27 protein-coding genes are annotated in these 25,034 nt (G+C 35.7%); 9 read left to right on the forward strand and 18 right to left on the reverse strand.

Translation table 11 applies throughout. The annotated features are described in order from the left end of the window. The first annotated feature begins 581 nt into the window (after positions 1-581). Entirely contained in the window at positions 582-2,099 is a 1,518-nt protein-coding gene (locus BKH40_RS03920) for a hypothetical protein (protein WP_095277134.1), read from the forward strand. 478 nt (positions 2,100-2,577) lie between these two features. Here the strand turns inward: BKH40_RS03920 and BKH40_RS03925 are convergent, their stop codons facing one another. From BKH40_RS03925 to ccoN, 11 genes are all read right to left on the reverse strand, one after another. After that, complete coding sequence (locus BKH40_RS03925; RefSeq protein ID WP_095277136.1) at positions 2,578-3,480, reverse strand: ATPase, T2SS/T4P/T4SS family; 903 nt, start codon at positions 3,478-3,480, stop codon at positions 2,578-2,580. Then, the gene (locus tag BKH40_RS03930) at positions 3,480-3,884 is read right to left on the reverse strand and encodes a hypothetical protein (protein ID WP_095277138.1); all 405 of its coding nucleotides are present in this window, start codon (positions 3,882-3,884) and stop codon (positions 3,480-3,482) included. The genes BKH40_RS03925 and BKH40_RS03930 overlap by 1 nt, the downstream gene beginning before the upstream one ends. After that, positions 3,862-4,365 carry a hypothetical protein gene (locus BKH40_RS03935; protein WP_095277139.1) on the reverse strand — a complete coding sequence of 168 codons (504 nt, stop codon included), beginning with the start codon at positions 4,363-4,365 and terminating at the stop codon, positions 3,862-3,864. The genes BKH40_RS03930 and BKH40_RS03935 overlap by 23 nt, the downstream gene beginning before the upstream one ends. Then, positions 4,362-4,772 carry a hypothetical protein gene (locus BKH40_RS03940; protein ID WP_095277141.1) on the reverse strand — a complete coding sequence of 137 codons (411 nt, stop codon included), beginning with the start codon at positions 4,770-4,772 and terminating at the stop codon, positions 4,362-4,364. Before BKH40_RS03940 ends, BKH40_RS03935 begins: the two co-directional genes overlap by 4 nt. Beyond that, entirely contained in the window at positions 4,759-5,373 is a 615-nt protein-coding gene (locus tag BKH40_RS03945; RefSeq protein ID WP_095277143.1) for a hypothetical protein, read from the reverse strand. Before BKH40_RS03945 ends, BKH40_RS03940 begins: the two co-directional genes overlap by 14 nt. Positions 5,374-5,387: 14 nt before the next feature. Then, complete coding sequence (locus BKH40_RS03950) at positions 5,388-6,047, reverse strand: hypothetical protein (protein WP_095277145.1); 660 nt, start codon at positions 6,045-6,047, stop codon at positions 5,388-5,390. Positions 6,048-6,175: 128 nt separating this feature from the next. Further along, positions 6,176-6,382, reverse strand: a complete 207-nt coding sequence (locus tag BKH40_RS03955; RefSeq protein WP_095277146.1) for a DUF4006 family protein — start codon at positions 6,380-6,382, stop codon at positions 6,176-6,178. A 10-nt stretch (positions 6,383-6,392) separates the two neighbouring features. Further along, positions 6,393-7,268 (reverse strand): cytochrome-c oxidase, cbb3-type subunit III, encoded by an 876-nt coding sequence (gene ccoP, locus BKH40_RS03960; protein ID WP_095277148.1) that lies wholly within the window; start codon positions 7,266-7,268, stop codon positions 6,393-6,395. Continuing rightward, positions 7,268-7,492 carry a cytochrome c oxidase, cbb3-type, CcoQ subunit gene (locus BKH40_RS03965; RefSeq protein ID WP_180675111.1) on the reverse strand — a complete coding sequence of 75 codons (225 nt, stop codon included), beginning with the start codon at positions 7,490-7,492 and terminating at the stop codon, positions 7,268-7,270. Before BKH40_RS03965 ends, ccoP begins: the two co-directional genes overlap by 1 nt. A gap of 19 nt (positions 7,493-7,511) precedes the next feature. Then, positions 7,512-8,195, reverse strand: coding sequence for a cytochrome-c oxidase, cbb3-type subunit II (ccoO, locus tag BKH40_RS03970; RefSeq protein WP_095277152.1), 684 nt, complete (start codon positions 8,193-8,195; stop codon positions 7,512-7,514). Positions 8,196-8,206: 11 nt separating this feature from the next. Continuing rightward, complete coding sequence (gene ccoN / locus BKH40_RS03975; RefSeq protein ID WP_095277154.1) at positions 8,207-9,673, reverse strand: cytochrome-c oxidase, cbb3-type subunit I; 1,467 nt, start codon at positions 9,671-9,673, stop codon at positions 8,207-8,209. A 346-nt stretch (positions 9,674-10,019) separates the two neighbouring features. On the opposite strand from ccoN, the gene BKH40_RS03980 reads away from it, so the two are divergent. Both BKH40_RS03980 and BKH40_RS03985 read left to right on the forward strand, forming a co-directional pair. Next, positions 10,020-13,445 carry an MFS transporter gene (locus BKH40_RS03980; protein ID WP_095277156.1) on the forward strand — a complete coding sequence of 1,142 codons (3,426 nt, stop codon included), beginning with the start codon at positions 10,020-10,022 and terminating at the stop codon, positions 13,443-13,445. 69 nt (positions 13,446-13,514) lie between these two features. After that, entirely contained in the window at positions 13,515-13,916 is a 402-nt protein-coding gene (locus tag BKH40_RS03985; protein ID WP_095277158.1) for a hypothetical protein, read from the forward strand. Positions 13,917-14,075: 159 nt separating this feature from the next. Here the strand turns inward: BKH40_RS03985 and BKH40_RS03990 are convergent, their stop codons facing one another. Genes BKH40_RS03990 through fliR form a run of 4 tightly spaced genes read right to left on the reverse strand, consistent with a single transcriptional unit; the run spans position 14,076 to position 17,030 of the window. Then, positions 14,076-14,699: an NAD(P)H-dependent oxidoreductase gene (locus tag BKH40_RS03990; RefSeq protein WP_180675107.1), complete on the reverse strand. Its 624-nt coding sequence runs from the start codon at positions 14,697-14,699 to the stop codon at positions 14,076-14,078. Between the two features lie 9 nt (positions 14,700-14,708). Then, a complete protein-coding gene (locus BKH40_RS03995) occupies positions 14,709-15,875 on the reverse strand; it encodes a pyridoxal phosphate-dependent aminotransferase (RefSeq protein WP_095277161.1) in 1,167 nt (388 codons plus the stop codon). A 14-nt stretch (positions 15,876-15,889) separates the two neighbouring features. After that, a complete protein-coding gene (locus BKH40_RS04000) occupies positions 15,890-16,246 on the reverse strand; it encodes a hypothetical protein (RefSeq protein ID WP_095277163.1) in 357 nt (118 codons plus the stop codon). A 13-nt stretch (positions 16,247-16,259) separates the two neighbouring features. Continuing rightward, positions 16,260-17,030: a flagellar biosynthetic protein FliR gene (gene fliR / locus BKH40_RS04005; protein ID WP_095277164.1), complete on the reverse strand. Its 771-nt coding sequence runs from the start codon at positions 17,028-17,030 to the stop codon at positions 16,260-16,262. A gap of 240 nt (positions 17,031-17,270) precedes the next feature. On the opposite strand from fliR, the gene BKH40_RS04010 reads away from it, so the two are divergent. From BKH40_RS04010 to BKH40_RS04035, 6 genes are all read left to right on the forward strand, one after another. Next, positions 17,271-17,675 (forward strand): ATP-dependent Clp protease adaptor ClpS, encoded by a 405-nt coding sequence (locus BKH40_RS04010; protein WP_257842511.1) that lies wholly within the window; start codon positions 17,271-17,273, stop codon positions 17,673-17,675. Then, a complete protein-coding gene (locus tag BKH40_RS04015) occupies positions 17,672-19,942 on the forward strand; it encodes an AAA family ATPase (RefSeq protein WP_095277166.1) in 2,271 nt (756 codons plus the stop codon). The genes BKH40_RS04010 and BKH40_RS04015 overlap by 4 nt, the downstream gene beginning before the upstream one ends. A 98-nt stretch (positions 19,943-20,040) precedes the next feature. Then, positions 20,041-20,541, forward strand: coding sequence for a 3-isopropylmalate dehydratase small subunit (locus BKH40_RS04020; RefSeq protein WP_095277168.1), 501 nt, complete (start codon positions 20,041-20,043; stop codon positions 20,539-20,541). A 6-nt stretch (positions 20,542-20,547) separates the two neighbouring features. Beyond that, positions 20,548-21,636, forward strand: coding sequence for a 3-isopropylmalate dehydrogenase (gene leuB / locus BKH40_RS04025; RefSeq protein ID WP_095277170.1), 1,089 nt, complete (start codon positions 20,548-20,550; stop codon positions 21,634-21,636). 1 nt (position 21,637) lies between these two features. Continuing rightward, the gene (locus BKH40_RS04030; RefSeq protein ID WP_095277172.1) at positions 21,638-21,919 is read left to right on the forward strand and encodes a hypothetical protein; all 282 of its coding nucleotides are present in this window, start codon (positions 21,638-21,640) and stop codon (positions 21,917-21,919) included. Next, positions 21,910-22,206, forward strand: a complete 297-nt coding sequence (locus tag BKH40_RS04035; protein WP_095277174.1) for a hypothetical protein — start codon at positions 21,910-21,912, stop codon at positions 22,204-22,206. Before BKH40_RS04030 ends, BKH40_RS04035 begins: the two co-directional genes overlap by 10 nt. Positions 22,207-22,356: 150 nt before the next feature. On the opposite strand, the gene BKH40_RS04040 is transcribed toward BKH40_RS04035, so the two are convergent. From BKH40_RS04040 to BKH40_RS04050, 3 genes are all read right to left on the reverse strand, one after another. Then, complete coding sequence (locus BKH40_RS04040; protein ID WP_095277216.1) at positions 22,357-22,677, reverse strand: AtpZ/AtpI family protein; 321 nt, start codon at positions 22,675-22,677, stop codon at positions 22,357-22,359. 65 nt (positions 22,678-22,742) lie between these two features. Continuing rightward, positions 22,743-24,035 carry a glutamate-1-semialdehyde 2,1-aminomutase gene (hemL, locus tag BKH40_RS04045; RefSeq protein WP_095277218.1) on the reverse strand — a complete coding sequence of 431 codons (1,293 nt, stop codon included), beginning with the start codon at positions 24,033-24,035 and terminating at the stop codon, positions 22,743-22,745. Between the two features lie 26 nt (positions 24,036-24,061). Beyond that, on the reverse strand, positions 24,062-25,009 hold the full coding sequence (locus BKH40_RS04050; RefSeq protein WP_095277176.1) for a D-2-hydroxyacid dehydrogenase: 948 nt from the start codon (positions 25,007-25,009) through the stop codon (positions 24,062-24,064). Positions 25,010-25,034: the final 25 nt, after the last annotated feature.

Consider the following 25,034-nt stretch of genomic DNA (forward strand, 5'->3'; position numbering starts at 1 on the left):
TGCCTAATGAAAAAGATTGGGAAAATCTTAGTTTTCATTATACTAGTTATTTTATTAACCTGTACTAAATTAAACTAAGAATAAAAGCTAAAAACTAGAAAGGCGCTTCTCAAAAAAGCCTTTTAGCAAGCCTAGTTTTTAGTTAATCTTTTTCAAAGAAACTTGCGCTATCGCTTGTTTTTTCACCCTCTTGAAGTTGCTTGCTTACTCTTACTTAATATAGCTTAGTCACTAAACGCACTTTTTTAAAAGCTAAGTCTTTACTAATTTCCATCCAACTCCACAAACCACCAACCTAAACTTACTAATACTAAAAGCTAAGCTTCTCTCACTATGTAAAAGTTAAGCCTTCTCTTTCTTTCTTCTATTTTAGTAAAAGATCATTTTAATATTTAAAGTGAAAAAGAGCTAAAAATAGCTAAAAGTAAAATCTTATTTCATTTTTAGTATTAACTAATAAATATTTTTTATAAAAGTTTTCACTTTAAGCTTCCTTTAATACAAAAAAAAAAAAAACAATTAGAATTTTCTAACTCACTAAGTTAGTGGTAATTAAATTCTAAAAGTAAAAAGGATAAAAGATGAAAAAGGTTACTAAGATAATACTAGCTACTAGCTTGATAGCTAGCTTAAGTAGTGTGGCTATGGCTGCTACCCATCATAAAAGAGGTAGTCACTCTAGAGAAAGTATAAGCTCTAGTAGTAATAATGACATAAGAGGAGTTAAGTTCTTACTGGGGGCTGGAGTTGGCACAGGACTAGATATAAATACTAATAAGGGCTTTAATGTAAATCTAGCGCCCAATGCAGGACTAGATGCTAAGTTAAAACTAGGTACTGGAATCTTTACTACTACTAGATCTAGCACGCTAGGTTTACAAGCGACTATAGGAGTAGGAGCTAACTCTATAGGTAGTACTTCTAGTTTTAATCCTCAGTACTCAGTTAACTTAGACTTTATACAAGCCTTTAAACTTGGAAGCACAGGCTATATAAAACTAGGTTATATAATAGGCGCTGGTGTTGCTATAAGGACTAATGATGGTGGTAGTAATGGAAGAGGAAACTTTAGTGGTGATAGTGTAGTTGGGGCTGCTGTGGCTAGGATAAATGGGATTGACAATCCAGCTGCTAATGGTAATACATTACCAGATCATATAAATAGTGGCACTGAATCAAATAATTATAATGATGCAATAGCTAAGGCTAAGCAGGCATATAGCTCTGCAAAAAGTGGCAACTTTCAAGATGCAAATATTTACATAGCTGCTGCACAAGCTAGTGCAGGCAAGGTTTCAGGATTTTCAGTTTTGGGTCCGGCTGCTCTAGTGGTACCAAGCAGTTATGCTGGAGGACAACAGCTACAGGCTGCTGCAGACCTAAAAGACACTATAAACAATCTAGCCGTTCTTATCAAACAAATGCAAGATACTAGGATATCGGGGTTAAATTCTCAATTAAGCTCTGCAAATTCTAGATTAAATGATCTCCAAAACCAACTAAACCAAGCAAATAGCGATAAGACTACACAACAAAATAGAGCAGATACTTTACAGTCCCAGCTAGATACAGCTAACAATAAAACCATACCGGATTTAAAAAGTCAAATAAGTACTTTAACAACTGAAAAGTCTAAGATACAAGAAGATTTAAATACAGCAAATACAACTGTTGCAGCCTTAAAAGCAACTTCAGGTCAGCTAACTCCAGAACAAACAAAAGCTTTAAATGCTGCTAAACAGCAAGTTACAGATCTAACAGCTGAGTTAGGCACAGCTAATACAAATCTAACTAAGGCTCAAGGTGATTTAGAAAGTACTAAAACTCAACTAAGTGCAGTAACAGCTCAACTAGATGAACTTAAAAGACAAAATCGAATAGCAGCTGCTAATGAAGAAAGTGAAGCAGAGCGTAGACGTAGGGCAAGTGCTAATAACACCCCTTCACTAATGCCTACTCTTAAAGCTGGGCTTATAGCCTTTATAGGTAAGCATCAAGCAGTATCACTAGAGTATCAGTACTACTTTAGAAATACCATGCCTAATACAGCTAGTAGTGATATCTCATTTAACTATACCTACTACTTTGGAAGTAACTAGGAGATTAGATAACAACCATTAGACTAAAGCTTGGGGGTTGTTGATATGAGTTAGTAAGAGTTATATGTGTTTGAAATATTTGTCATTGCTAGAAGGTCTTTAGATCTACTTGGCAATTAAATATTTAAGATTTAAGATTCTATTTATTTAAGAATCTTAACTCTTTGGGTTTGGGTGGGTGGGATGCATTACTTAAAAAGTAGTCTAAGAGTTTATGAAGATCTTTTTGTATGTTTGATCTTTATAACTAACTTTAAACTACTTAAAGACTTAAGTTTTTAGGAGTGATTATATTTTGTATGTTTATAGTCACAACAAAAACTTAAACCTTTGTCTTTTTAAGATCGCTTAGGGCTAGATAAACTTTATAAGCTTTTATTAGTGACAAAAGCTTATAGGTCTAATCTAGCCCTTTTTTATTGTACTTCGCTGTAATTAGTGCTTAATTAGCTTACATAGTTTTAAAAAGCCTTAAGATTTAAAACCTAAAACTCTGCATGCCAAACTCCCTGCCCATAGCGATTTGTGCTTGTATCTGGGCAACTTTGTCATCTTTTATAAGCGACTTAATCGCAGGCGTATTAACTAAGATCTCACAATCTAGCCTCATATCCCCCTCTATACAAAGCAGTTTTTGACATACTAAGGCACTAAGACTATCAGCTAGATTAACCCTCATATCACTTTCAAAGCTGCCTAAGATTCTAAGTATCGCACTTACTGCATCACTAGCATGGAAAGTACTTATCACAAGATGCCCGCTTAAAGATAGCATGATGGCTTCTTTTAGAATCTTAGGACTTAGTATCTCTCCTATAACTACTACATCTGGGTCTTGGCGTAAGCTTGCGTTTAGACCAGATTCAAAGCTAGATATATCTTGACCTACTTCTTTTTGACTTATGAGGGAGTTTTTATTAGCGTGCATGTACTCTACTGGATCTTCTATAGTGACTATGTGCTTGTTAAAGTTAGCGTTTATATAATCTATCATGGCACTAATAGTGCTACTTTTCCCACTGCCTGTAGCACCACAAACTAGCACTAAACCATGCAACTTATCACAGATGTCTGAAAGTACTAGCGGAAGGCCTAAGCTTTGAAAACTTGGGACTTCTAAAGGCAAGATCCTTAAGGCTAAAGAAAGGCTGCCTTTAGACTTATAAAGGCTAGCTCTAAGATTTAACTCTTTTAGTCTTAAAGTCTTACTTCTTTCAAACTCTAGACTATACTTTTGCTTTAAGTCCACAAGCAAGGCACTTAGATCTACTTGGACATCTTGTCTTAAAAGCTCTTTTTTAACCCTAAAGTACACGCCATCTTGTGTTATATGTAAGTCGCTTGCTCCTAGCTCTTTAGCCTTAAGTAATAAGTTTTCCATTAGTCTTCCTTTAATATGAAGCGTTTTATAGCACGCAGGTTGTGAGTGCTAAGCGGGCTTTTAGATTCCACAACTATATCTAGCAAAAGGCTTTTGTCATCTAGTCTATTAACAAAATAGCTTCCTTTGAAGTGAGGACTTAGATCTAGACTTTGGGTTGCACACTTTTCTAAGCCATGCTTTCTTAGACAAAGCAGTGCCATATCTTTAAGACTAGATATATAAAGTAAAGACTGAGAGTGGATGTGCAAAGCTAGTGCGTCTTCTTTTCTTTGGAAACTTATATGAAGTGAAGAGATGACAACAAGGCTTATACTTAGGGCTATAACTAGGGCATACAAGCTAGCAAAGCCACTTTTAAAACTCCCATCCTTAAGGCTTTTAAAGCTTGATATAAACGCCATGTAAGATAACCATATCACTTAGGCAAGATTTAGTGCATATCTCTAGGTGCAGTGCATCAAGACTGCTATCTAGAGGATTAGATTCTATCCTTGCGTCAAGTTTTTGCACTTTATCAAGAAGGAGGGCGCCATCTAAAAAAAGACTGCTATTTTTAAGCTCTAAGATATGAGACTTTAAAGTAGGTTTAGAATCTAAAAAAGACTTACCTTCTTTTGGTGCTAGGTATAAGTCATCATAGCCCTCCCACTCTAGTCTATCTTTAGTGAGGCTAAGAGAGTTAGGATTTGCATCTACTAGATAGTTACTTAAAAGCATGTGGGTTTGGACAAGCCTTCCTTGCTCTGTGCTTGTAAGGCTGATGGCTGCATTTTGAAGTTTTAGTGCGGCTGTGCTTTTAGTCACACCTATGCCAATGATAGCTAGCACTATGATAGCTAAGAGGGCTTCTAGCATGGAAAAAGCTGGGCTAAGACGCTTCACTCTACACTTTCAAACTTGATGTATCTTAAGCTTTCTGTGCCAACTGTAGCACTGTAGTGCTTGATGTTATAAGTTAAAGCACTATTTGTTAAAAGCTTAGTAGTTGGCGTGCCATCAAGCCTAACTTCATTTATAAGTGTGCTTTTAGCTAACATGTGGTTAGTAAAAAGTGGCTCATTCAAAGCAGTTGTTATATGAGACTGCAGTAAAAATATAGTGTAGTAGCTTAAAGAAGTGACTATCAAAGCATAGATTAGATCTGGGAGGATAAAAGCTTCTTTAAAACCTTTGTGACTAGAATCTTTTTTGATAAAAGCCTTTAAAGTAAGGCTTTCTTTAAGACTAGTAAGTTTTTTAGTCTTAAGAAAGTAAGTTAGTTTTTCTATGAAAACCCTAAAATTCTTCATTATAGTAAAAAGTTTTTTGATAGGTTATGTAGTGCTCTTTTCTATTAAGCTTATACTTAATAGTAAACACACCATCATATCTACCAAGCTTTTGAAGATCTTTAACTTTTACAGTGTAAAGCTCTAAATTAGCCTTATCTTGTATCATGTTATAGTCTAGGTCTATATTGGTATCTATCCTAGAAAGTTTTAAGTAGATAGATTCTATCTTGGCTGCTGGGTCTTTAACTACTGGATTTAGTTTTAAAAAGATCTCATCATCACTATCGGTAAGTATGCTGTGGTGAAGCTTTTCATCAAACTTCCTTCCTATGTGCTCAAAACTTCTTTGATCAACACTAAAATAAGGAGTTTTTAGCTTGTCATATCCTATCTCATCACCATCTTTAGTGCCTGCAAAAACAGTGTAGTTTTCTTCAAACTGATACTGCATTTTTAACATATCGTTAATGTTGTGATCTACATAGTTCTTTGATAGCCCATAGTTGCTATTAGTCTCTATTGGCTGCTTAGAAGAAGCATAAATAATAAGACCTATAAATATTATGCCTATGATAATGATGCCTATGATGCCTATAGGCCAAAAAGTCTTCTTTTTCATCTATATCCTTTATCTTATGCCTTTTTTCTTTGCTTACTCTTATAAGTCCCATATAAAAATAGACCTACTAGCACTATAAGCATCAGATACAACAACCACTTTATGATCCCTTCAGGCTTGTCTGATGGGTTAAAAGCAGACTGAACTTTTACTCCATAATGCTTTGCACTTTGTTGCACAATAGCAGAGTATAAGTTAAACAGAGAATAGTCAATTTTCTCTTCCTTTTGCATAGGTTTTTCATTACTAAGCGGCAAGTATGGATAAGCATAGTCTTCTAAAAGCTCATTAGGATTTAAAAAACTGCTATCAGTTCTTACATTTATCTTATAGTCTTGCTTATAAAAAAAGATAATCGCATAAGGGGAGTTTAGCTTTCTAATTACATTGTCTTCATAAATACGTCTATTATCAAAGGCTTGTTTTAGGCTTTGATCATTTATCTTACTATCTATCTTTGTATATGTGGGAGTTTTATCAACTAGTGATATGTACACAAAAAAACCAGCCTTATCCCTTAGCTCTCCAGAGATTATATCTATGCCTTTTAGACCGCCTTTTATAAGGGTCTGATCGCCAACTACAAAATCTTTATAAGGCTTATCTTGGCTTATATCCTGTGCTTGTAAAAATGTGCATACTACTAAAAGTATGCACAGAATGTATTTTTTCAAAACTTATCGCTTATACCGCGTGTAATAAGAAGTTAGGCACTAAAGCCACAACTATACTAACTATCGCAATAACCACTAGTGCAAAAGCCACTAATTTTTCTAATCCAGTAAGTTTAGGTTTCATTGTATTACTCCTTTACTTTGTGATATGTAATAGCCTTGCTGTTATCTACACTCTTCATCTGTAAAGACGAAGTATTTATAGTGTAGTAATCAGTTGCATTCTTCCTTTGTACATAGATAGCACCCCACCCTACTATGACTGCTCCTATGACAACAAGCAAGACTGCTATTATGAACCCTGTATACCCGTTTAATCCAAATCTTCCATTCATCGCATTCTCCTTATTCAAGTGGTCTTTTAGAAGCTATAAATGCATCTAAGGCTTTTATTTGAACATCTGAGAAGTTAAGATACTGGAAGCTTGGCATCTTTCCTATCTCACCATGTTTACCATGAGTTAACACGTGTTGAAGGAAGGCAAATTTACCATACTGTGTTAAATCAGCTGCAAATCCAGCTACACCACCGCCATCACCTTTACCATCAACTCCATGGCATGCAGCACATGCACTAGCAAAGATTTGCTTTCCTTGTGCTACTAAGGCTAGGTCATATTTAGTGCTAGTATCTTTTACAAGATCACTCATAACATACTCAGCAACAGCCCTCTTATCGCTTTCTTTGCTTAATAGACCAGCTGGCATTTCACCTGCCATAAAGCCTAGTCCTTTACTACCATGAGTAATAGTATCCATTATACCTTCTACTTTTCCCCATCTAGTAAGGTTTTGTGCTTTACCATCAATCCCTTCTGCAGTTAAACCGTGGCATGAAGCACACTGAACTAAAAATATCTCTTGACCCATCTCTTCAAACTGAGAGGTAGTCATGTTTTTATGAAGCTCAGCAAATCTAGCGTTATAGTCTCTAACTTCTTGGTTGTATTCACCAATTTGTGAGTAAGAGTTTAATGGATAGCCAAAAAATATATACCATAAAGCCCACAAGATAAGGATGAAAAGAGACAAAAGCCATCCAGTTGGGATGTTGTTGTTAAACTCTCTAATACCATCCCATGAGTGCTCACCTAGTTCACCTTCTGCCTTGCTGGTCTTCATCTGCTTGATATAAAAACCAGAAATGACAATAGTTAGCACCAAAATAACTATTGCTGCTATAAAGCTCATTAAATTTATATGATCACTTAACCAGCCCATTATTTTTCTCCTCTCTTTTTGTCTTCCTTGTTGTGTCTACTCTCCAACAGCTCATCATTTATATCATCGTTTAATACAAGATCAGAGTACTTTTCATAGTCCACAAGCCCCTTTCTTTGCGCTCTATATAGGTAAACTATATAGGCATATAAGAAAATTACTAACAACACTGTTACAACTAAGTAGGCACTAGCTCTTCCAAATAAGTCAAATCCATCTATCATCAAAGTCATGAACTATCCTTTACTTGCCTAGTCTTTTTTGTCCCAAGCTATTTAGATAGGCGATAAGTGCAACTACCTCTTTAACTTCACCTTTTTTAAAGCTTGCAGCTATCATTGGATTTTTCATCTCTTCTACTACTTCTGCAGCATCTTTCATATACTCTTTTTTAGCATCATCTAAAGTTCCAAGTTTTGTTTCACCCGGTTTATCATAAGGAACTTTAAATACTTTTTTCTGAGTATAAGCTTCTGCGTAAGCAGTATTAAAGTCTGTATCTATCCTATAAAGATGCTTATAAGAAGGCATGATAGAACCCGGAACTACAGATCTAGGATCCCACATGTGGTTAGCATGCCAGTCACTACTTCTACTATCACCTATCCTATGTAAGTCTGGACCAGTTCTTTCAGATCCCCAAAGGAAAGGTCTATCATAAGCATATTCCCCACTTAAACTATACATACCATAACGCATAGTTTCACTCCTAAAGTCTCTTATAAGCTGAGAGTGACAACTTATACAACCCTCTTTTATATACACTTGACGACCTGCTGTTTCAAGCACTGTTAAAGGTCTAAGACCTTCTAGTGGCCTTGAAGACTTCGCAAAGTCTGGCAAGATCTGCACCAACCCAGCTATGGAAAATACAACCACAAAAGCCAGTGTAAAAAAGAATGGATTTCTTTCTAACCATGCAAACATATTTTCTCCTTTTAAGCTGCCATAGGTGAAGCGTACTGAGGCTCTTTTGTAAGCTCTTTAGCCGCTACTATAGTCATTATTACATTGTAAATAAACATTATGAATCCAATTAGATATAAAGCACCACCTATAGCCCTTATGACATAGTAAGGGTGTATAGCAACTACTGTATCTATAAAGGAGTACTTAAGCTCTCCATAAGGTGTTAAGTCTCTCCACATCATACCTTGAACGATACCAGCTACCCACATACTTGCGAAGTAGAAAACTATACCGATAGTCATGATCCAGAAGTGGATTTCAATAATATTTTTTGAGTAGATCTCTCTTTTAAACATCCTAGGCAGCATATGATAAAGACCAGCGATGATAGTAAAGCCAACCCATCCTAAAGTACCATCATGAACGTGACCTATGATCCAGTTTGTAAAGTGAGCAAGGGCGTTAACAGATCTGATTGATTGGATCGGTCCTTCTAAAGTTGCAAGCATATAGAAAGTTGATGCAAGAACTAAGAACTTAATCAAAGGTGATTCTTTTAACTGATGCCACTGACCTCTCATAGTAAGAAGCATGTTTATAGCAGTACCCCATGAAGGAAGTATTAACACAACAGAGAAAACTGACCCTAGAGTTTGTACCCAATCTGGAACAGTTGAATATATAAGGTGGTGACCACCAGCCCAGATATACACAAACATCAAACTCCAGAAAGAAAATAGCGTTAACTTATATGAGAAAACTGGGTTACCAGATTCTTTAGGTAAGAAGTAGTAAATTAACGCAATGATACCGCTTGTGAATACAAACGCAACAGCATTGTGTCCCCACCACCATTGAATTAAAGCGTCATTAGTTCCTGCATACATTGATATACTTTGCCAAAAGCTTCCTACACCAGCTATAAAGTAGGTTGGAACTGCAAGGTTATTAAATATATAAAGTATAGATATAGCAGTAAAGGTAGCTATGAAATACCAAAGCGAGATATATATGGTTCTTTCACGTCTAACAGCCATAGACCCAAAAAGACTTATACCCCAAACAACCCATACTATAACGACTAATATATCCACTGGCCAATCTAGCTCTGCATACTCTTTAGACTGAGTTAAGCCACCAAAAAGAGTAACAACAGCTACAACTAGTAAGATGATATATAAAACTACGTGTAAGTAACCTATGAACTTAAGAAACGGATGTTGATTATAAGTAATCTTTAGCGTTCTTTGTCCAATGTAATACCAAGCAGCCCAGATACCACTTAACGTAAATCCATAGATGATAACGTTTGTGTGAAGTGGTCTAAGCCTTCCAAATAGCGAGTACTGACCTGCTATGTAGTTTAGGTCTGGATAAGCTAGCTCAAAAGCTAGAACTAGACCTATTAGCATACCTATGAAGCCAGTGACCAACGCTATGTACAAAAACCATTTTGCAATGGAGTAGTTGTACTCTAGTTTTGAACCCTCTTGCATTTATATCTCCTTCAAAAAAATCAATAAGCGTGACAAAGATTGTAATATGATTAACATTAGCCTTAACTTAAAAAAGCATCAAAGTTAAGTTAATATTTACCAAGCATTAACAATCATAAATATTGTGAAATGTGATTTAGCTTAATGCTATTTGACTAAGCGTTTGAATATAATATCTTGTTTTCATTCAAAAGATGCAAAAATATGGAACTTGGCGTACTAAGTTTTTCTCATCTTTGTAAAAAGATTACAAAGGTAGCAAAATACTAGAATTTGGATTCTAAAACTAGTAGTAAAAGAAGTGATGCTGGGGATGAAAACTAGCTTTATTTAATAGGAAAGATATTTGAGAGATATATGGAAAAAAAAAGGTTTTAGCACCATCATTTTAGTAGCCTTCATAGGTATGTTTATAGATTCTAGTTACAAAGTGCTACTATATAGTGCCTTGATAGAGACTAATAGTCCACTTTACTTATACTTTTTGCTAGCACTTTTTATCATACTGCCTTTTTTACTAGTCCTAAGCCCCATAGGTTTTGTAGTGGACTTAGTTTCAAAAGCTAGACTTTTAAGGGTGCTTTCTATGATTAGCTTTATAATAATGCTTATAGCTGTGCTTAGTCTTTGGTTAGGTCTTTTTTCTCTTAGCTTTTTTCTTTCTTTGCTGCTTAGTTTTCAAAGTGCTATCTTACTTCCAACCTTACAAGTCCACTTAAAAGAGCTAGTTGGCGATAGATATCTAGCTTGGGGTAATGGAATCTTTAGAGCTAGCTTTTTAGTATCTATCTTTTTTGCTATCTTAATCTTTAGCCTTTTGTTTCATGGCATCTACCCTCTAGGCGTGCGAGATATCACAGTCATACTTCATGCAATCTGGCCTCTAGCACTTTTACTACTTTTTATATCTTGCTTACTAGTATTTTTTACTTACAAACTGCGTATAAAAAGATCTAGCACAACTATGAAGTTTGATAAAAAGGCCTATTTTGAAGGAAGGCTTTTAAAAGAGAATCTAAACTTAGTCTTAAAAGATAAGCATCTTTTATATCCAACCCTTGGCATGTGTATATTTGCTGGTATCATAGCTACGCTTTTTTCTTACTTTGGTCTTTTAAGTATAAGTAATAGCACGCTAGATTTCTACTTCCTAGTAGGGATAATAGGCATGACACTAGGCTCTATCATATCTGGGCGCTTTTCTAAAAACTACATAGAAACAGGACTTATACCCCTTGGACTTATACTAGTTTGTGTATCTTTAATACTTCTTATGATGAAAACTTATATCACTCCTTATATAAGTTTTTTTATATGTGGTATAGGCATGGCTTTTTTAATAGTGCCTTTGCACACCCTTTTGCAGTTCTACTCAAGTAAAAATGACGCAGGAAGGATCTTGCTTACTTCTAACTTCTTGCAAGCCTTAGTATCTTTAGTGGTTTTAGTCATCTTTTTTATCTTTGCCCTAGCAAAACTTGATATAAGAATCCTTTTTAACATAGTTGTCATATGCAGTATCATCATATCTTTTGGCGTCATAGTAAAGATGCCTTTTTCACTTTCAAGACTACTTACAAATCTAACTTTTGCCCAGCGCTACAAACTCATAGTAAAAGACTTTTTTAAAGTACCAAAAACTGGAAGCACTCTCTTGCTTGGGAATCAGTTCTCGCTAATAGACTGGGCTATAGTACAAATGGCTGTGCCTAGGAAGGTCTTTTTCGTCCTTGATACTAGCGGGCTTAGCCTAGTTTTAAAACTCTTTTTAAGATTCTCAAACGTCATAGATAGAACCAAAAAAGACTACCTAGAAAAGGTAAAAGCTGTGCTAGATAAAGGGCATATAGTCTGTATGTTTTCAAGTGGTGAGCTTTCTCTTAATGGGCATATAACTGATATTGATGATGAGTACTTAAAACTAAAAGATATGGAATCTAAAACTGTTATTGTGCCCTTTTATATGTGTGGACTTTGGGGGAGTAGCTTTTCAAAGTCAGATGCTGAGTTTAAGCAAAGACGTAAGAATCTTAAAAAACGTCTTGTAAGCATAGCTTTTGGGAATCCTATAAGTATAAGCTCTCCTCCTTCGCTTATAAAAAAGAAGATTTTTGAGTTATCTTTTAAAGCGTGGCGTTCACGCTGCGATAGCCTAGGAGATATAGGAAAAGCTTTTATCTACTCATGTAAAAAAAGAAGCACTGATATAGCCATAATAGATTCTATGATAGGTGAGTTTAGCTATCTTAAAACTCTAGCCCTAGCTTTAATCTTAAGTAAAAGCATCCCTAAAGACACCCAAAACATAGGCATACTTTTACCCTCAGGCATAGCAAGCATACTTTGTAACATGGCTATCTTTCTAGCTGGTAAAACTAGTGTGAATCTAAACTTTACCGGTGGAGATAAAAACGTAAGTGATTCTATAAAACTAGCTGAGATAAGCTATATCTATACTTCAAAGGCTTTTTTAGAAAAGCTAAGTCTTAAGGGCATAAACTTAAATCTAAGTCAAACTAAAAACTTCTACATGGAAGAAGTGTTTGCAAAGATAAAAGAGAAAAAAGCAAAAGCACTTAGCTTTATACTGCTAGCTAAGCTTTTACCTGCTTTCTTACTAAACCTAGTTTTTAACAATGTAAGAAATACCAAGACTTGTGCTTGCATACTTTTTAGCAGTGGTAGTGAAAGCTTGCCAAAAGGAGTGATGCTAAGCCACTTTAATATTATGAGTAATATCTCTCAGATCTCAGATGTCATATACGCTAGTAACAAAGACGTTATGCTTGGCTCCTTACCGCCATTTCACGCCTTTGGGTTAACTGTGACTACCTTGCTTCCTTTGATAGATGGCATAAAACTTATAACCTACCCAGATCCTTTAAACTCACTTGAGATAGCAAAGTGCATAGCTAAAAACAAAGTAACTATCATGTGCGGCACTTCAACACTTTTTAATATCTACTCTAAATCAAACGCGCTAAATGCCATGATGTTTGAATCTTTACGCTTAGTAGTAGCTGGGGCTGAAAAACTTAGTGCTGAAGTAAGGGTTAGATTCTTAAAAAAGTTTAATAAACCTATACAAGAAGGATATGGGGCAACTGAAACTACTCCTGTAGCAAGTGTGAACTTGCCTGATAGGTTTGACACCACTAAGTGGGTATGTCACATAGGCAGTAAGGAAGGCTCAGTTGGTATGCCACTGCCTGGCACTGCTATAAGAATAGTAGACCCTGATACCTTAAAAGAGCTACCTACTAACGAAAGTGGCCTTATCTTAATAGGTGGGCATCAAGTCATGCTAGGCTATCTAAATGACTTAGAAAAGACTAATGAAGTAATAATCACTCAAGATGGAATCAAGTGGTATAAAAGTGGCGATAAAGGCTATCTTGATGAATGTGGCTTTTTATACATAGTAGATAGATACTCACGCTTTGTAAAAACTGGCGGTGAGATGATAAGCTTAAGCCTTATAGAAGAAGAGATAACTAAGCTTATACCTGAAAATTTAGATCTGAAAATCCACGCTTGTGCACTAGAAGATTCCAAAAAAGGTGAAGTTGTAGCCTTACTTATCCAAGATAGCAAAGATTCACATAAAGAACTTATAGAGCTTATAAAAACTTCTAATCTAACTAATATCTATAAGCCTAGCAAATACTTTGTAGTTGAAAGTATCCCAATACTAGGAAGTGGCAAGGTTAATATAAGCCTGGCTAAGAAACTAGCAAAAGAGCTAGATGAAAAAGCACGAAGTGAAAAGTAAAATTTATTCATGCAATTTAGGGTACAAGTTATGTAAAATAAGCAAATAAAACTATTAAAGGCTGAAATTATGACTATGACAATAATCACCCTAATCGCACTTTTATACATCATTATATTTCTTTTATACTGGGGTATATCTTACCTAGTAAGAAGAAGTAAGGAGATTTTCACTCCTAGACCTAAAAGCTTCAAAGTCTTTCTTTGGATCTTTTATCTAGCCATTATAGTTTTTATCATCTTTGTCTTCTTTGCCACTTCAAGGGCGGCATGGGCGTTTTTAGATATATCTATAGTGTACATGGTAGCTTACATCATCTACTTCATAGGCTCAAGTATAGAGAGAAAAGTTAAAAAGATAACTGATAAAAGATCTAGAATCTTTGGTCTTTTAGGTGCCCTTTTCTTATGGGCTATCATACTTTTAATCTTTGCAATAATTGCCCTTACTACTAATGCATTTTATAGCTAACTAACATACGCCACACAAAGCACCTTTAGTCCTTGAGAAAGGCTAAAAGTGCTTTTTTACTATTATGCAGTACTTGCTATGTTTCTAAAAAAACGTGTTAGATTTAAAAAAAGTAAAACTAAACTAGATTCTACAAAGCTATAGAATCTAAATAAATCTTTAATATATAAACTTTACTACAGAGTCAAAACTTCGTCTAAGCTGTGCTTGCTTCCTAGGACTTGCAGCATAGCCAAAGCATAAGACTAGGCTTACTTGAAGCTTTAAAGGATCTAGATTGAGAGTAGATTCTAAAGTCTTTTTATCAAAGCCCGCAACTATGCAGCTTTGTATGCCTAGGCTTGCTGCCATATTAACCATATTAGTGCTAGCTATGTAACACTGAAGTGAAGAGTAGTGATAAAGGGCTTCATCACTAAGCCCTTCAAACCTAGCTTTATACCACTTCTTATACTCCTCTTTTTGTGCATCGCTCTTATCATGTCTTCTAGTAACCATCATATCAGCATGAGGTCTATTAGGTCTTAAGTCATCAATCTTAGCTAGAACTACTACAAGCTTTGCACACTCTTCTACTTGAGGCTGATTATTACAAGCTAGCCTGATATCATGTTTTAAGCTTTTAGATTCTATAACGTAAAACATCCAAGGCTCTATGCCTATAGAACTAGGGCTTTTACGCCCTGCTTCTAGAATCTCTTTAAGGTTGATATCGCTTATATCTTTTTTAGGATCAAAGTTGCGACAAGAGTACCTTTCATCCATAACATCCATATAGTTCATAGCCATTCCTTAAGATTTTATAAAGGCTTCTATCCTAGCTATACCTTCTCTTATATCTTCTATACTGCAAGCAAAGCTCATCCTTACAAAGCCATCCATACCAAAAGCAACTCCCGGGACTAGTGCAACGCCTTTTTGATTTAATAGCTCTTTACAAAACTCCATACTATCTCCATTAAAGCCTTTGACTTTTGAGATATCTATAAAAAGATAAAAAGCACCATCTGGTTTTACCACACTTATACCAGAAATCCTTTTTATAATGGCACATGCCTCATCCCTTCTTGCTTCAAAAGCCTCTCTCATCTGCTCTACTTCAGTAGTAAGGCTAAGGGCGATAATAGAAGCTTTTTGAGTTATAGAGTTGATATTTGAAGTGCACTGTGATTGAAGATTAGTCATTAGCTTAACTAGCTTTTTATCCTTAGAGGCAGCATAGCCCATGCGCCAACCAGTCATAGCCACTGACTTAGAAAGACCATTAATAGTCACAGTTTGTTTTAATATATCTTCACCTAGTGATCCAATAGAGTGAAACTTAACTCCATAAACTAGCTTTTCATACATCTCATCACTTATAACCCAAAGCTTATGTTTAACTGCCATCTTAGCTATCTCAGTTAGCTCCTCTTTGTCATAGACCATGCCTGTTGGGTTATTAGGACTAGTTAAAACTAGTGCCTTTGTTTTTGGGGTGATATGCTTTTCAAAGTCTAGGGCACTTGCTTTAAAGTTATACTCTTGCTTAGTTGGCACAAAAACTGGCTTACCACCACTATAGGTTACAAGCTCAGGGTAAGTTACCCAGTAAGGAGAAGGGATTAAGACCTCATCACCATCATCTATTAAAGCTTGGAAGGTATTAAAAAGGCTTTGTTTAGCACCATTACTAACTATAATCTCATCTCTTTCATACTCTAAGCCATTATCCCTTTTTAACTTTTCTCTTATAGCGTCTAATAGCTCAGGGATTCCAGCTACTGGAGTGTACTTAGTAAAGCCAAGATTTAGCGCCCTAACTGCTTCATCTTTAATGGGCTTAGGTGTGTCAAAGTCTGGCTCACCTGCTGAAAAGCTTAAGATGTCTTTGCCTTCTGCTTTTAGCTTTTTGGCTAGTGTGTCAACCGCTATGGTTGCTGATTCGTGTAGTCCTAGTATTTTTTTAGAATATTGCATTGTTTTGCTCCGTGTTATTTAGTTGCGTAAAAAAGTTTCATATTTAACTTTTCATCTAGATGTATATGTACACTTGAATTCAAAACTCGATTATCATCGGTCATGAAGTTCACTTCTATTTTATCTCTAATCTTTAGTTTTAGTAAGAATCCAAAGATATTATCAGATATAGGATAGCTTTCTATGAACATAATGTTTAGTGTGGTAAAGGTTGGGTTACTCATATGAGAGATTGGGTCTGACTTTGCGATCTCAAAAAAGGCTACTTTAAAGTCTTTGAAATCTTCATAACTTTCTATAGGACCATGACACTCTATATTTAAAGTCTTAGAATCCAAACTGCCAGTTACTTCAAAGTTAGCTTCACTCATCTAATCACACTTTTTAAGTTAGTATCTTCCATAAGGCTTTAAAAACCTCGCCTAAGTTATCTTTAAATATCGCCACCATAGAAGGTATGATAACTATTAAGGCTACTAGTCCTATGGCGATTTTTACTGGAAAGCCAATCACAAGCAGGTTAAACTGCGGGTGAGTTTTCATTATCATCCCAAATATTATGTCAGAAAACAAGATGATAGCTAGCACTGGAAAAGCTAGCATAAAGCCTAAAACAAACATATGACTAAAGGCTTTTACAAAGTAGTTTAACACATCTTGCTGCAAGACAAATCCCCCAAGCGGCGTGCTATTTAACGTCCTAGCTATGATATCTAAAAATAAGTAGTGGAAGTTAAAATGCAAAGCCATAAGAGTCATAAGCAAGATAATAACTTGTGCTATAACTGGCTTAGTGCCTCCACTCATGGGGTCAAAAGTAGAAGCTAGGGTTAATCCCATAGCAAAGCTAATCATATCTCCAGCAAAGATAATGGCTGAAAAAACTACTTGTAAGGCAAGACCGCAAATAAAGCCAAGTACTATCTCAAAAAACCCAGCCATGATTAACTCACCTAAAGAATCTACCCTCACAACCACATGAACTAATGGAAAAAAAGTAACAGTCAGCACAAAGGCAAGGGCAGCCCTAACGCTTATAGGCACTAGTTGATTATCAAAAAAAGGAAAAAAGGCAAGGATAGCACCAAATCTTAGTAGCAATAATACAAATGCCACTATATTATCCTGCGTTAAAAACCCTAAAAACTCTAGCAACTTTAAACCTTTTTATATCTCTTCTTTTCACAAACTAGCAAAATATCTACTAATAAAATCCTATACATGGCAATTTGAAAGGCTATTATCTCTAAAATAGCATTTTAAGTATCTTTAAAATTTAAATTATTTGCATTGCTAAAGGTTATATTATGCAAAATAGATTCTAAGTGTGTAAGCATATTTAGTATAATCAGACCTGACCTTACACAACATACTTGCAACATAATGGGAGTGAGAATGAAACAAAATAAGAAAGATGACAAACCTTTAACTAAAGATGGTATAAAAAAAGCAGTAGAAGGCATGATATCTGTAGTCAATGCCATGACTACTAATCAAAGCGAAAAAGATGAAGGTCTTTTAACAAAAAACGAAGCACAAAACCTTAAGCCAAGTCTTTATGCAGTTATCATTTTTAATGATAACTACACAACTATGGAGTTTGTAGTAAACATGCTTATGATGATTTTTGATAAAGATAAGACTGAAGCAAACTTCATCATGATGCACATCCATACAAAGGGTGAAGGCATAGGCGGTATATATCCATATGATATAGCTGAGTATAAGTTGCAAGCCGCAAGAGATTTAGCTAGAGAAGCTAAAGAGCCTTTAGTGTTAGAAATAAGGGAAGTATCATGAATAATAAATTAGATGAATTTTTATCATATGTATTTAATGCAGCTATAGAGTACGCTGGCATTTTAAGGCACAGCGTTTTAACCATAGAGCATGTATTTCATGCTATTTTAAAGCATGAAGTAGGTGTGGAAATCCTTACTTCAGTAAAAGATAACATAGATATAGATAAGCTTAGTGGCGCCATAGAAAGCTATCTTCAAAGATATGTCCCAAGCACTATAAATCTTAACTATGATCACGAACTTCAAAACACTCCAGCTTTGATGAGAGTTTATGCAAATATGATGGATCACTTAGAGAGTGCTGGTCAAGAAAACGCAGGCATAGAAGACTTTTTAGTTGCTATGATGAGTGAAGATAGAGCCTACTCTGTAAAACTTTTAAATATGGAAGGTGTAACTTTAGGGAATCTTAAAAAGGCTGTGATTAAGTTCCAGCTTGAAAAGCAGATGTCTTCTCAGCTACATCAAGATACTAAGCGTAATGCTAAAAAATCTATCTTAGATGAGTTTGCTACTAATTTAAATGAAGAGGCAAAAAAAGGCAAGATTGACCCACTAGTAGGAAGGACTAAAGAGTTAGATAAGATAATTCAGATTCTTTGTCGAAGGAAGAAAAATAACCCTGTGCTACTAGGTGAAGCAGGCGTTGGTAAGAGTGCCATCATAGAAGGTCTAGCCCTAGCTATAATTAATAAAAAAGTGCCAGCCAAGCTAAAAGATTCCATCATCTACTCTTTAGATATAAGCTCGGTTGTAGCAGGGACTAAGTATAGAGGTGAGTTTGAAACTAAGATGCAAAACATCTTAAAAGAGTTAACTGCAAGAAAGAATGTAATCATATTTTTAGATGAAATCCACATGATGGTTGGGGCTGGGTCTACTACTGGAAGCACCATAGATGTAAGTAATATCTTAAAGCCTAGTCTTGCAAGTGGTGCTATAAAAGTCATAGGTGCTACAACCTTTGCAGAGTATAAGGCTACTTTTGAAAAAGATAAGGCCCTTAGCCGCCGCTTTTTACAAGTAAAAATCGATGAACTAAGTCCTGAAGATAGCTTAAAGATCTTAGAAAAAATAGCGCCAATTTATGAAAAGTTTCATAATGTCAAATACGACCATGAAGCCTTACAAGCAAGTGTAGAGCTATCTTCAAAGTATATATTTGATAGACATTTACCAGATAAGGCAATAGACTTAATAGATGAAGTAGGTGCTAAAACCCAGCTTAAGTCTAAAGGGAAAAGTGAAGCAACGCTTATTACAAAGCTTCAGATAGAAGACTTACTAGCTAGTAGTATAAACATACCAAAAAGCACGCTTACTAAAAGCGAAGATAGCTTGCTTTTAGACTTAGATTCTAAGTTAAAACAAAGAATCTTCTCTCAAGATAAGGCTATAGATGAAGTAGTCGCAAAGATCAGGATTAACAAAGCTGGACTTGGTGAGTTAGATAGACCTATAGCTACTTTTCTTTTCGCTGGTCCTAGTGGGGTTGGCAAGACAGAACTAAGCCGTGAGTTAGCTAATACTCTAGGGATAAAGTTTGAAAGAATTGATATGAGTGAGTATGCAGAATCTATCTCAGTAACTAAGCTTATAGGCTCAGCACCCGGCTATGTTGGCTATGATAATGGCGGCTTGCTAGTAACTAAGATAAGAACTAATCCGCACTGTGTTTTACTGCTTGATGAGATAGAAAAAGCCCACCCTGATATCTATAACGTCTTGCTTCAAGTTATGGATAGTGCAACCCTAACTGATAATATGGGCAATAAGGCTGATTTTAAAAATGTCATCTTAATCATGACTAGTAATGCAGGAAGCAAAGAAAGTGCTAGCATGGGCTTTTTAGATGCTAAAAATAAAGAAGATAGGGCTATAAAAGATCTTTTTACCCCAGAGTTTAGAGGCAGACTTGATGCAGTAGTGCACTTTAACCAGCTTGGTGAAAAAGACTATGAAAGGATAGCTATTAAGTATATCCATGATTTAACAGCTAGTCTAAAAAGCAAAAATATAACTTTAAAAATGGATTCTAAAGCTAGTAGCTTTATAGCCCAAAGGTCAATTGATAACTCACTTGGAGCTAGAGAGATAAGACGCATAATAGATTCTGATATAAAACCAAAACTTAGCATGCTTATACTCTTTGGTGAGTTAAAACATGGAGGAGAAGCAAAAATAAGCTGTGATAAAAATGGGCTTAAAATAATCCCCCTTGCTAAGAAAAAAGAAAGCTTAAAAGCTAAAAAAGAAAAGGCTTAATTAAAAGCCTTTAGGGCTTAATTAGACGCATTTATAAAAGGTCTTGCCTGATAAATAAAAGCTATAATAAGCCTAAATACTAAATCTAAGGTAGTAACATGGGTTCAAAAGTATGGAAGTTTGGAGATAACATAGACACAGACTTAATAATCGCTGCTAGGTATCTAAACACAAGCGATGCAAACGAGTTGGCTAAAAAGATTTTCGAAGATGCAAGAGTTGGCTTCGCTAAAGAGATTAGCGAGGGTGATATAGTAGTAGCTGGAGAGAACTTTGGCTGTGGCTCAAGTAGAGAGCATGCGCCAATTGCTTTGAAGGCTGCTGGCATAAAAGCAGTTCTAGCACCATATTTCGCACGTATCTTTTATAGAAACTCTTTTAACACAGGTCTTCTTATACTAGAGTTAGATAAAAAAGATATAGATTCTATAAAAGAAGGTGATAACTTAGATATAGACTTGAAAGCTGGAGTTGTTAAAAACCTTACTCAAAACACTACTTATAAGTTTAATGACATCCCAGAGTTCATGCAGTCTTTAGTTGATAGTGGTGGTCTTATGTCTTATGCTAAAAAGCAACTAGATTCTATACAAGGCTAAGACATAATGAAAAAAGTTTTAAATATAGCAGTACTAAAAGGTGATGGCATAGGTGTTGAAGTAGTTGATGAGGCTTTAAAAGTACTAAAGGCTTTGAGCGAAAAGCTAGGCTTTGAGTATGGTTTGAATGAAGCCTTGATAGGAGGGGCAGCCTATGATGCCTTTGCTACTCCTTTACCAAAAAAGACACTAGAGGTCTGCAAAGCAAGTGATGCTGTACTTTTTGGTGCTATAGGTGGCCCTAAGTGGGAAAGTATAGAAAAAGATAAAAGACCAGAAGCAGGACTTTTAGCCCTACGTAAAGAGCTTGGACTTTATGCCAACATAAGACCTGCTTTTGTCTTTGATGAGCTAGTAGATGCAAGCCCTGTTAAAAAAGAAGTAGTGCAAGGGGTTAATCTTGTCATAGTAAGAGAGCTTATCTCTGGAATCTACTTTGGCACCCCAAGGGGTATAAAAAAGCTAGGCAGAGATAGATATGGCTTTAATACTATGGGCTATAAAGAAAGTGAGATAAGAAACATAGCCCACGTGGCTTTTAGGCTAGCTATGACTAGAGGAAAGCATGTCACAAGTGTAGATAAGGCTAATGTCTTAGAAGTAAGTGAACTTTGGCGTGAAGTAGTAACTGAGGTAAGTAAAGAGTACCCTGAAGTAGTTTTAAATCATTTATATGTTGATAATGCTTCTATGCAGTTAATAAGGGCACCAAAAAGCTTTGATGTAATAGTAACTAATAATATGTTTGGAGATATACTAAGTGATGAGGCTAGCCAGCTAACAGGTTCTATTGGTCTTCTCCCTTCAAGTAGTATAGGTAGCACAACTGCCCTCTTTGAGCCAATACATGGCAGTGCTCCAGATATAGCAGGCAAAGATATAGCTAATCCAATCGCTTGCATACTATCTTTAGGCATGCTTTTAGACCATCTAAAAGTGCCAAAAGCTAGCGCTTTGATACTAGATTCCATAAAAAAGGCTTTAAAAGAAGGAGTTAGAAGCAAAGACCTTGCTAGCTTTGATGCCAAAGAGGTTTTAGGCTGTAAAGAGTTAGGAAGTCTTCTAGCTAACAATATAAAAGAAGCAAAGCTTTAAAATGTATAGAAAGCTTTTAAGCCTAGCTTATGTCTATGAGATAAAAGGGAATCCAAACAAATCCAAGCTTATCTATGAAAAGATTTTAGAGCTAAAAGATTCTACTGATGAAGCCCTAACTCCTTTAGAGTTATACGAAGCAAAACTTGGCACAAAAGCTATTAATCATATAGAAAGTAAAAGTATCTCTGGTAGTCTTAATACAACAAACTTAAAAGATAAGATAGATGGGATAAAAACACAAGATGAAAGTGTTATAAGGTGGCTTTATAGATGGAACTAAAAGATGTAGTCCTTCAGACTTTAAACGAGCTTGAAAATGCAGTAGATGAAAGAGGCTATCAAGATATAGGTATTAATGCTAATGCTGGTGAAGCGGAGTTCTTACACGCCTTAAAAGAAAGACTTTTTGTGCTATTTGAAGGCATAAAACCTAGTAGTGATGATGATGAGATAATAGAGATACAAACTAATGATAGAGTAAAGCTTAATATGATATGCAACTTTTTGCAGTTTCAACTAGCTTTGATTGATGCAAGATTAGAGTTAATAGAAGGTAGTAATAAATAATAAAAAAAGAAAGTATTGAAATATAGAATCTAAAACTATAAAAATTAGATTCTATAAAACTAGAAAAGTTTTTTTAATATTTGATTTCTTTATCATGCATTCTGTACTTCTAGCACATGAGACAAAAACTACCTATAAAAACGATCTTTTTTACTTTTTAGACTTTCTAGCCCTTTCTCTAGCCTCTCTTTTTTCTAAGGCTTCATTTTGAAGTCTTATAGCCTCTTTATATTTAGGCTGCTCACGTAAAGAATCCATATCTTTTTTTAGTCTTTTATAAGCCTTATAGACATTTAAGATAGCTGCTGCCACGCCATAAACTAGCCCTATAACTATAAACCACTTCCAGTCAGTGAGTTTATAAAGAGCATAGCCTATGCCTAGCCCTATAAGCACAGCCACGACCATGGATATGCCAAGGCTTGCATTATAAGCGTTACTTACTAGTGAGTACCACTTAGTGCCTTCCATATCAGAGTTAGGCACACTTTTATTAGTAGTATTAGAATCTTTAGGACTAGGCACTAAGATAGCCTTTAAGCATCATGTTTTATCTCTTTTAGGGCATCATTTGACTTAACTATGACTTCATCCATCATAGCTTCATTCATAGGGGCGCATATAAAGCTAGTTTCAAACTGGCTAGGTGCAAAGTAAACACCACGATCTAGCATCTTAGCATGCCATCTTGCATAAAGCTCAGTATTAGATTCTAAGGCTTCTTTAAAGTTAGTTACAGGTTTGTCATTAAAGAAAAAGCCAAACATCGACCCTCTTACTTCAGTTTGCAAACTAAAGCCATTACTCTTAGCACCCTCTTTAAGCCCAGTAACTAGCCTAGTAGCCAAGCTTTCTAGCCTTTCATAAAGAAGACCATCATCTTGCCTTATTATTGCTAGGCTCATAAGTCCTGCACCTACTGCTATAGGATTCCCACTTAAAGTACCTGCTTGATACACCCCACCAACTGGACTAAGAAGCTTCATGATGTGATCACCACCTCCAAAGCAAGCTAGTGGAAAACCTCCACCTATAACTTTGCCAAAGGTATATAAGTCAGCTTCTACTCCATAAAACTCATAGCTTCCTCTAAGACCTGCTCTAAAGCCACTCATGACTTCATCTAAGATTAAGACTATGTTGTGTTTGGTGCAAAGTTCACGTAGCTCTAATAAAAACTCTTTTTTAGCTGGGACTAAGCCCATGTTGCCTGCTATTGGCTCTATTATGACGCAGCCTATGTTTTTACTTAGCCTTAAGGCTTCTTTAAAAGATTCTATAGAGTTATACTCTGCAACTATAGTGTGCTTTGCCACATCTTCTGGCACACCTAGAGAGCTAGTAGCCCCAAAAGTTGCTAGACCGCTTCCAGCCTTAACTAAGAGGCTATCACTATGTCCATGATAGCAGCCGCTAAACTTTACTATATCATCTTTACCACTATAAGCACGTGCAAGCCTTATAGCACTCATAGTGGCTTCTGTGCCTGAGTTTACAAAGCGTACTTTTTCTAAGCCCGGTATTAGCAAAACTAGCTCTTTTGCCAAGGCGGTTTCTAGCTCAGTTGGTGCACCAAAGCTAAAACCATTTTGCATGATTTCATGTAAGCACTTTAAGACACTAGGATGTGCATGACCAAGGATTAAAGGACCATAGCTTTGCACAAAGTCTAAATAAGTGTTATTGTCTTCATCACTTAGGTAAGCGCCCTCTCCTTTTTTTATAAAGCGAGGTGTCCCACCTACAGCACCAAAAGCACGAACTGGAGAGTTAACACCACCGGGTATTACTTGCTTTGCTTCATTAAAGTCATTAATGCTATGAAGGATATGCTGTTTTGAAAAGTCTTTATACACTACTTGCCTCCTAGATAGTCTTTGATATTTGCCACAACTGAAGCAATAAGAGTGTTTTTAGAATCTTCATAAGCCCATGCAACATGAGGAGTAAGCAAAAGCTTATTTTTATCCTTAGAGTTAAAAAGCTCATTAAACACATGGTTTTTTTCCATAGGCTCTTTTTCTAGCACGTCAGCACCAAAGAAGATATTTCTTTTTTTAATCTCACTAGCTAGATCTTTTTCATTAACGATTCCACCACGACCAAGGTTTAAAAGCACTGCATTTTCTTTTAGTAAGGCTAGTTCGTTTTTAGAGATTAGATTCTTAGTTGTTTCATTTAATGGTGCATGGATAGAGATGATATCACTAGTGCTTAGCAAGTCTTTTAAGCTTTTATTAGGATAGCTAGCGTGCGTGTTTTTACCACTAGTTGAGTAGTGACTTACTTTTGCACCAAAAGTAGTGGCTATCTTTGCTACTTCATGACCTATGCTTCCAAGTCCTATTATCCCCCATTCTTTGTTGTTAATATCTTGTAAAGGAAAGTCTAGGTTGCAAAAGATCTCACTTTCTTCCCACTGCTTACTTGAAACATAGTGTGAGTAGTATGAAAGCTGACCTAAAAGCCCTAAAGCTAACATAAAAGTGTGTTGGGCTACTGACTTAGTAGAGTAGCCTGCTACGTTTTTTACAGCTATGCCTAGCTCTTTGCAGACATCTAAGTCCACGTTGTTAGTACCAGTGGCTGAAACGCAGATTAATTTAAGGTTAGGAAGCTGCTTTAAGGTATCTTTTCTTAACTCTACTTTATTAGTTATAACTATAGTGGCGTCTTTACATCTTGAAAGCACATCTTCATTTTTAGTTATGTCATAAAAGACACTCTCAAAGCCTTCTATGTTAAATAGACTTTTATCAAACTGCCCTAAGGTTAAAGCATCAAGCATTACTAACTTTTTCATAAGCGTCCTTTTATATTGGATTTGA

This window comes from Helicobacter sp. 11S02629-2 (assembly GCF_002272875.1).
Classification (GTDB): Bacteria; Campylobacterota; Campylobacteria; order Campylobacterales; family Helicobacteraceae; genus Helicobacter_I.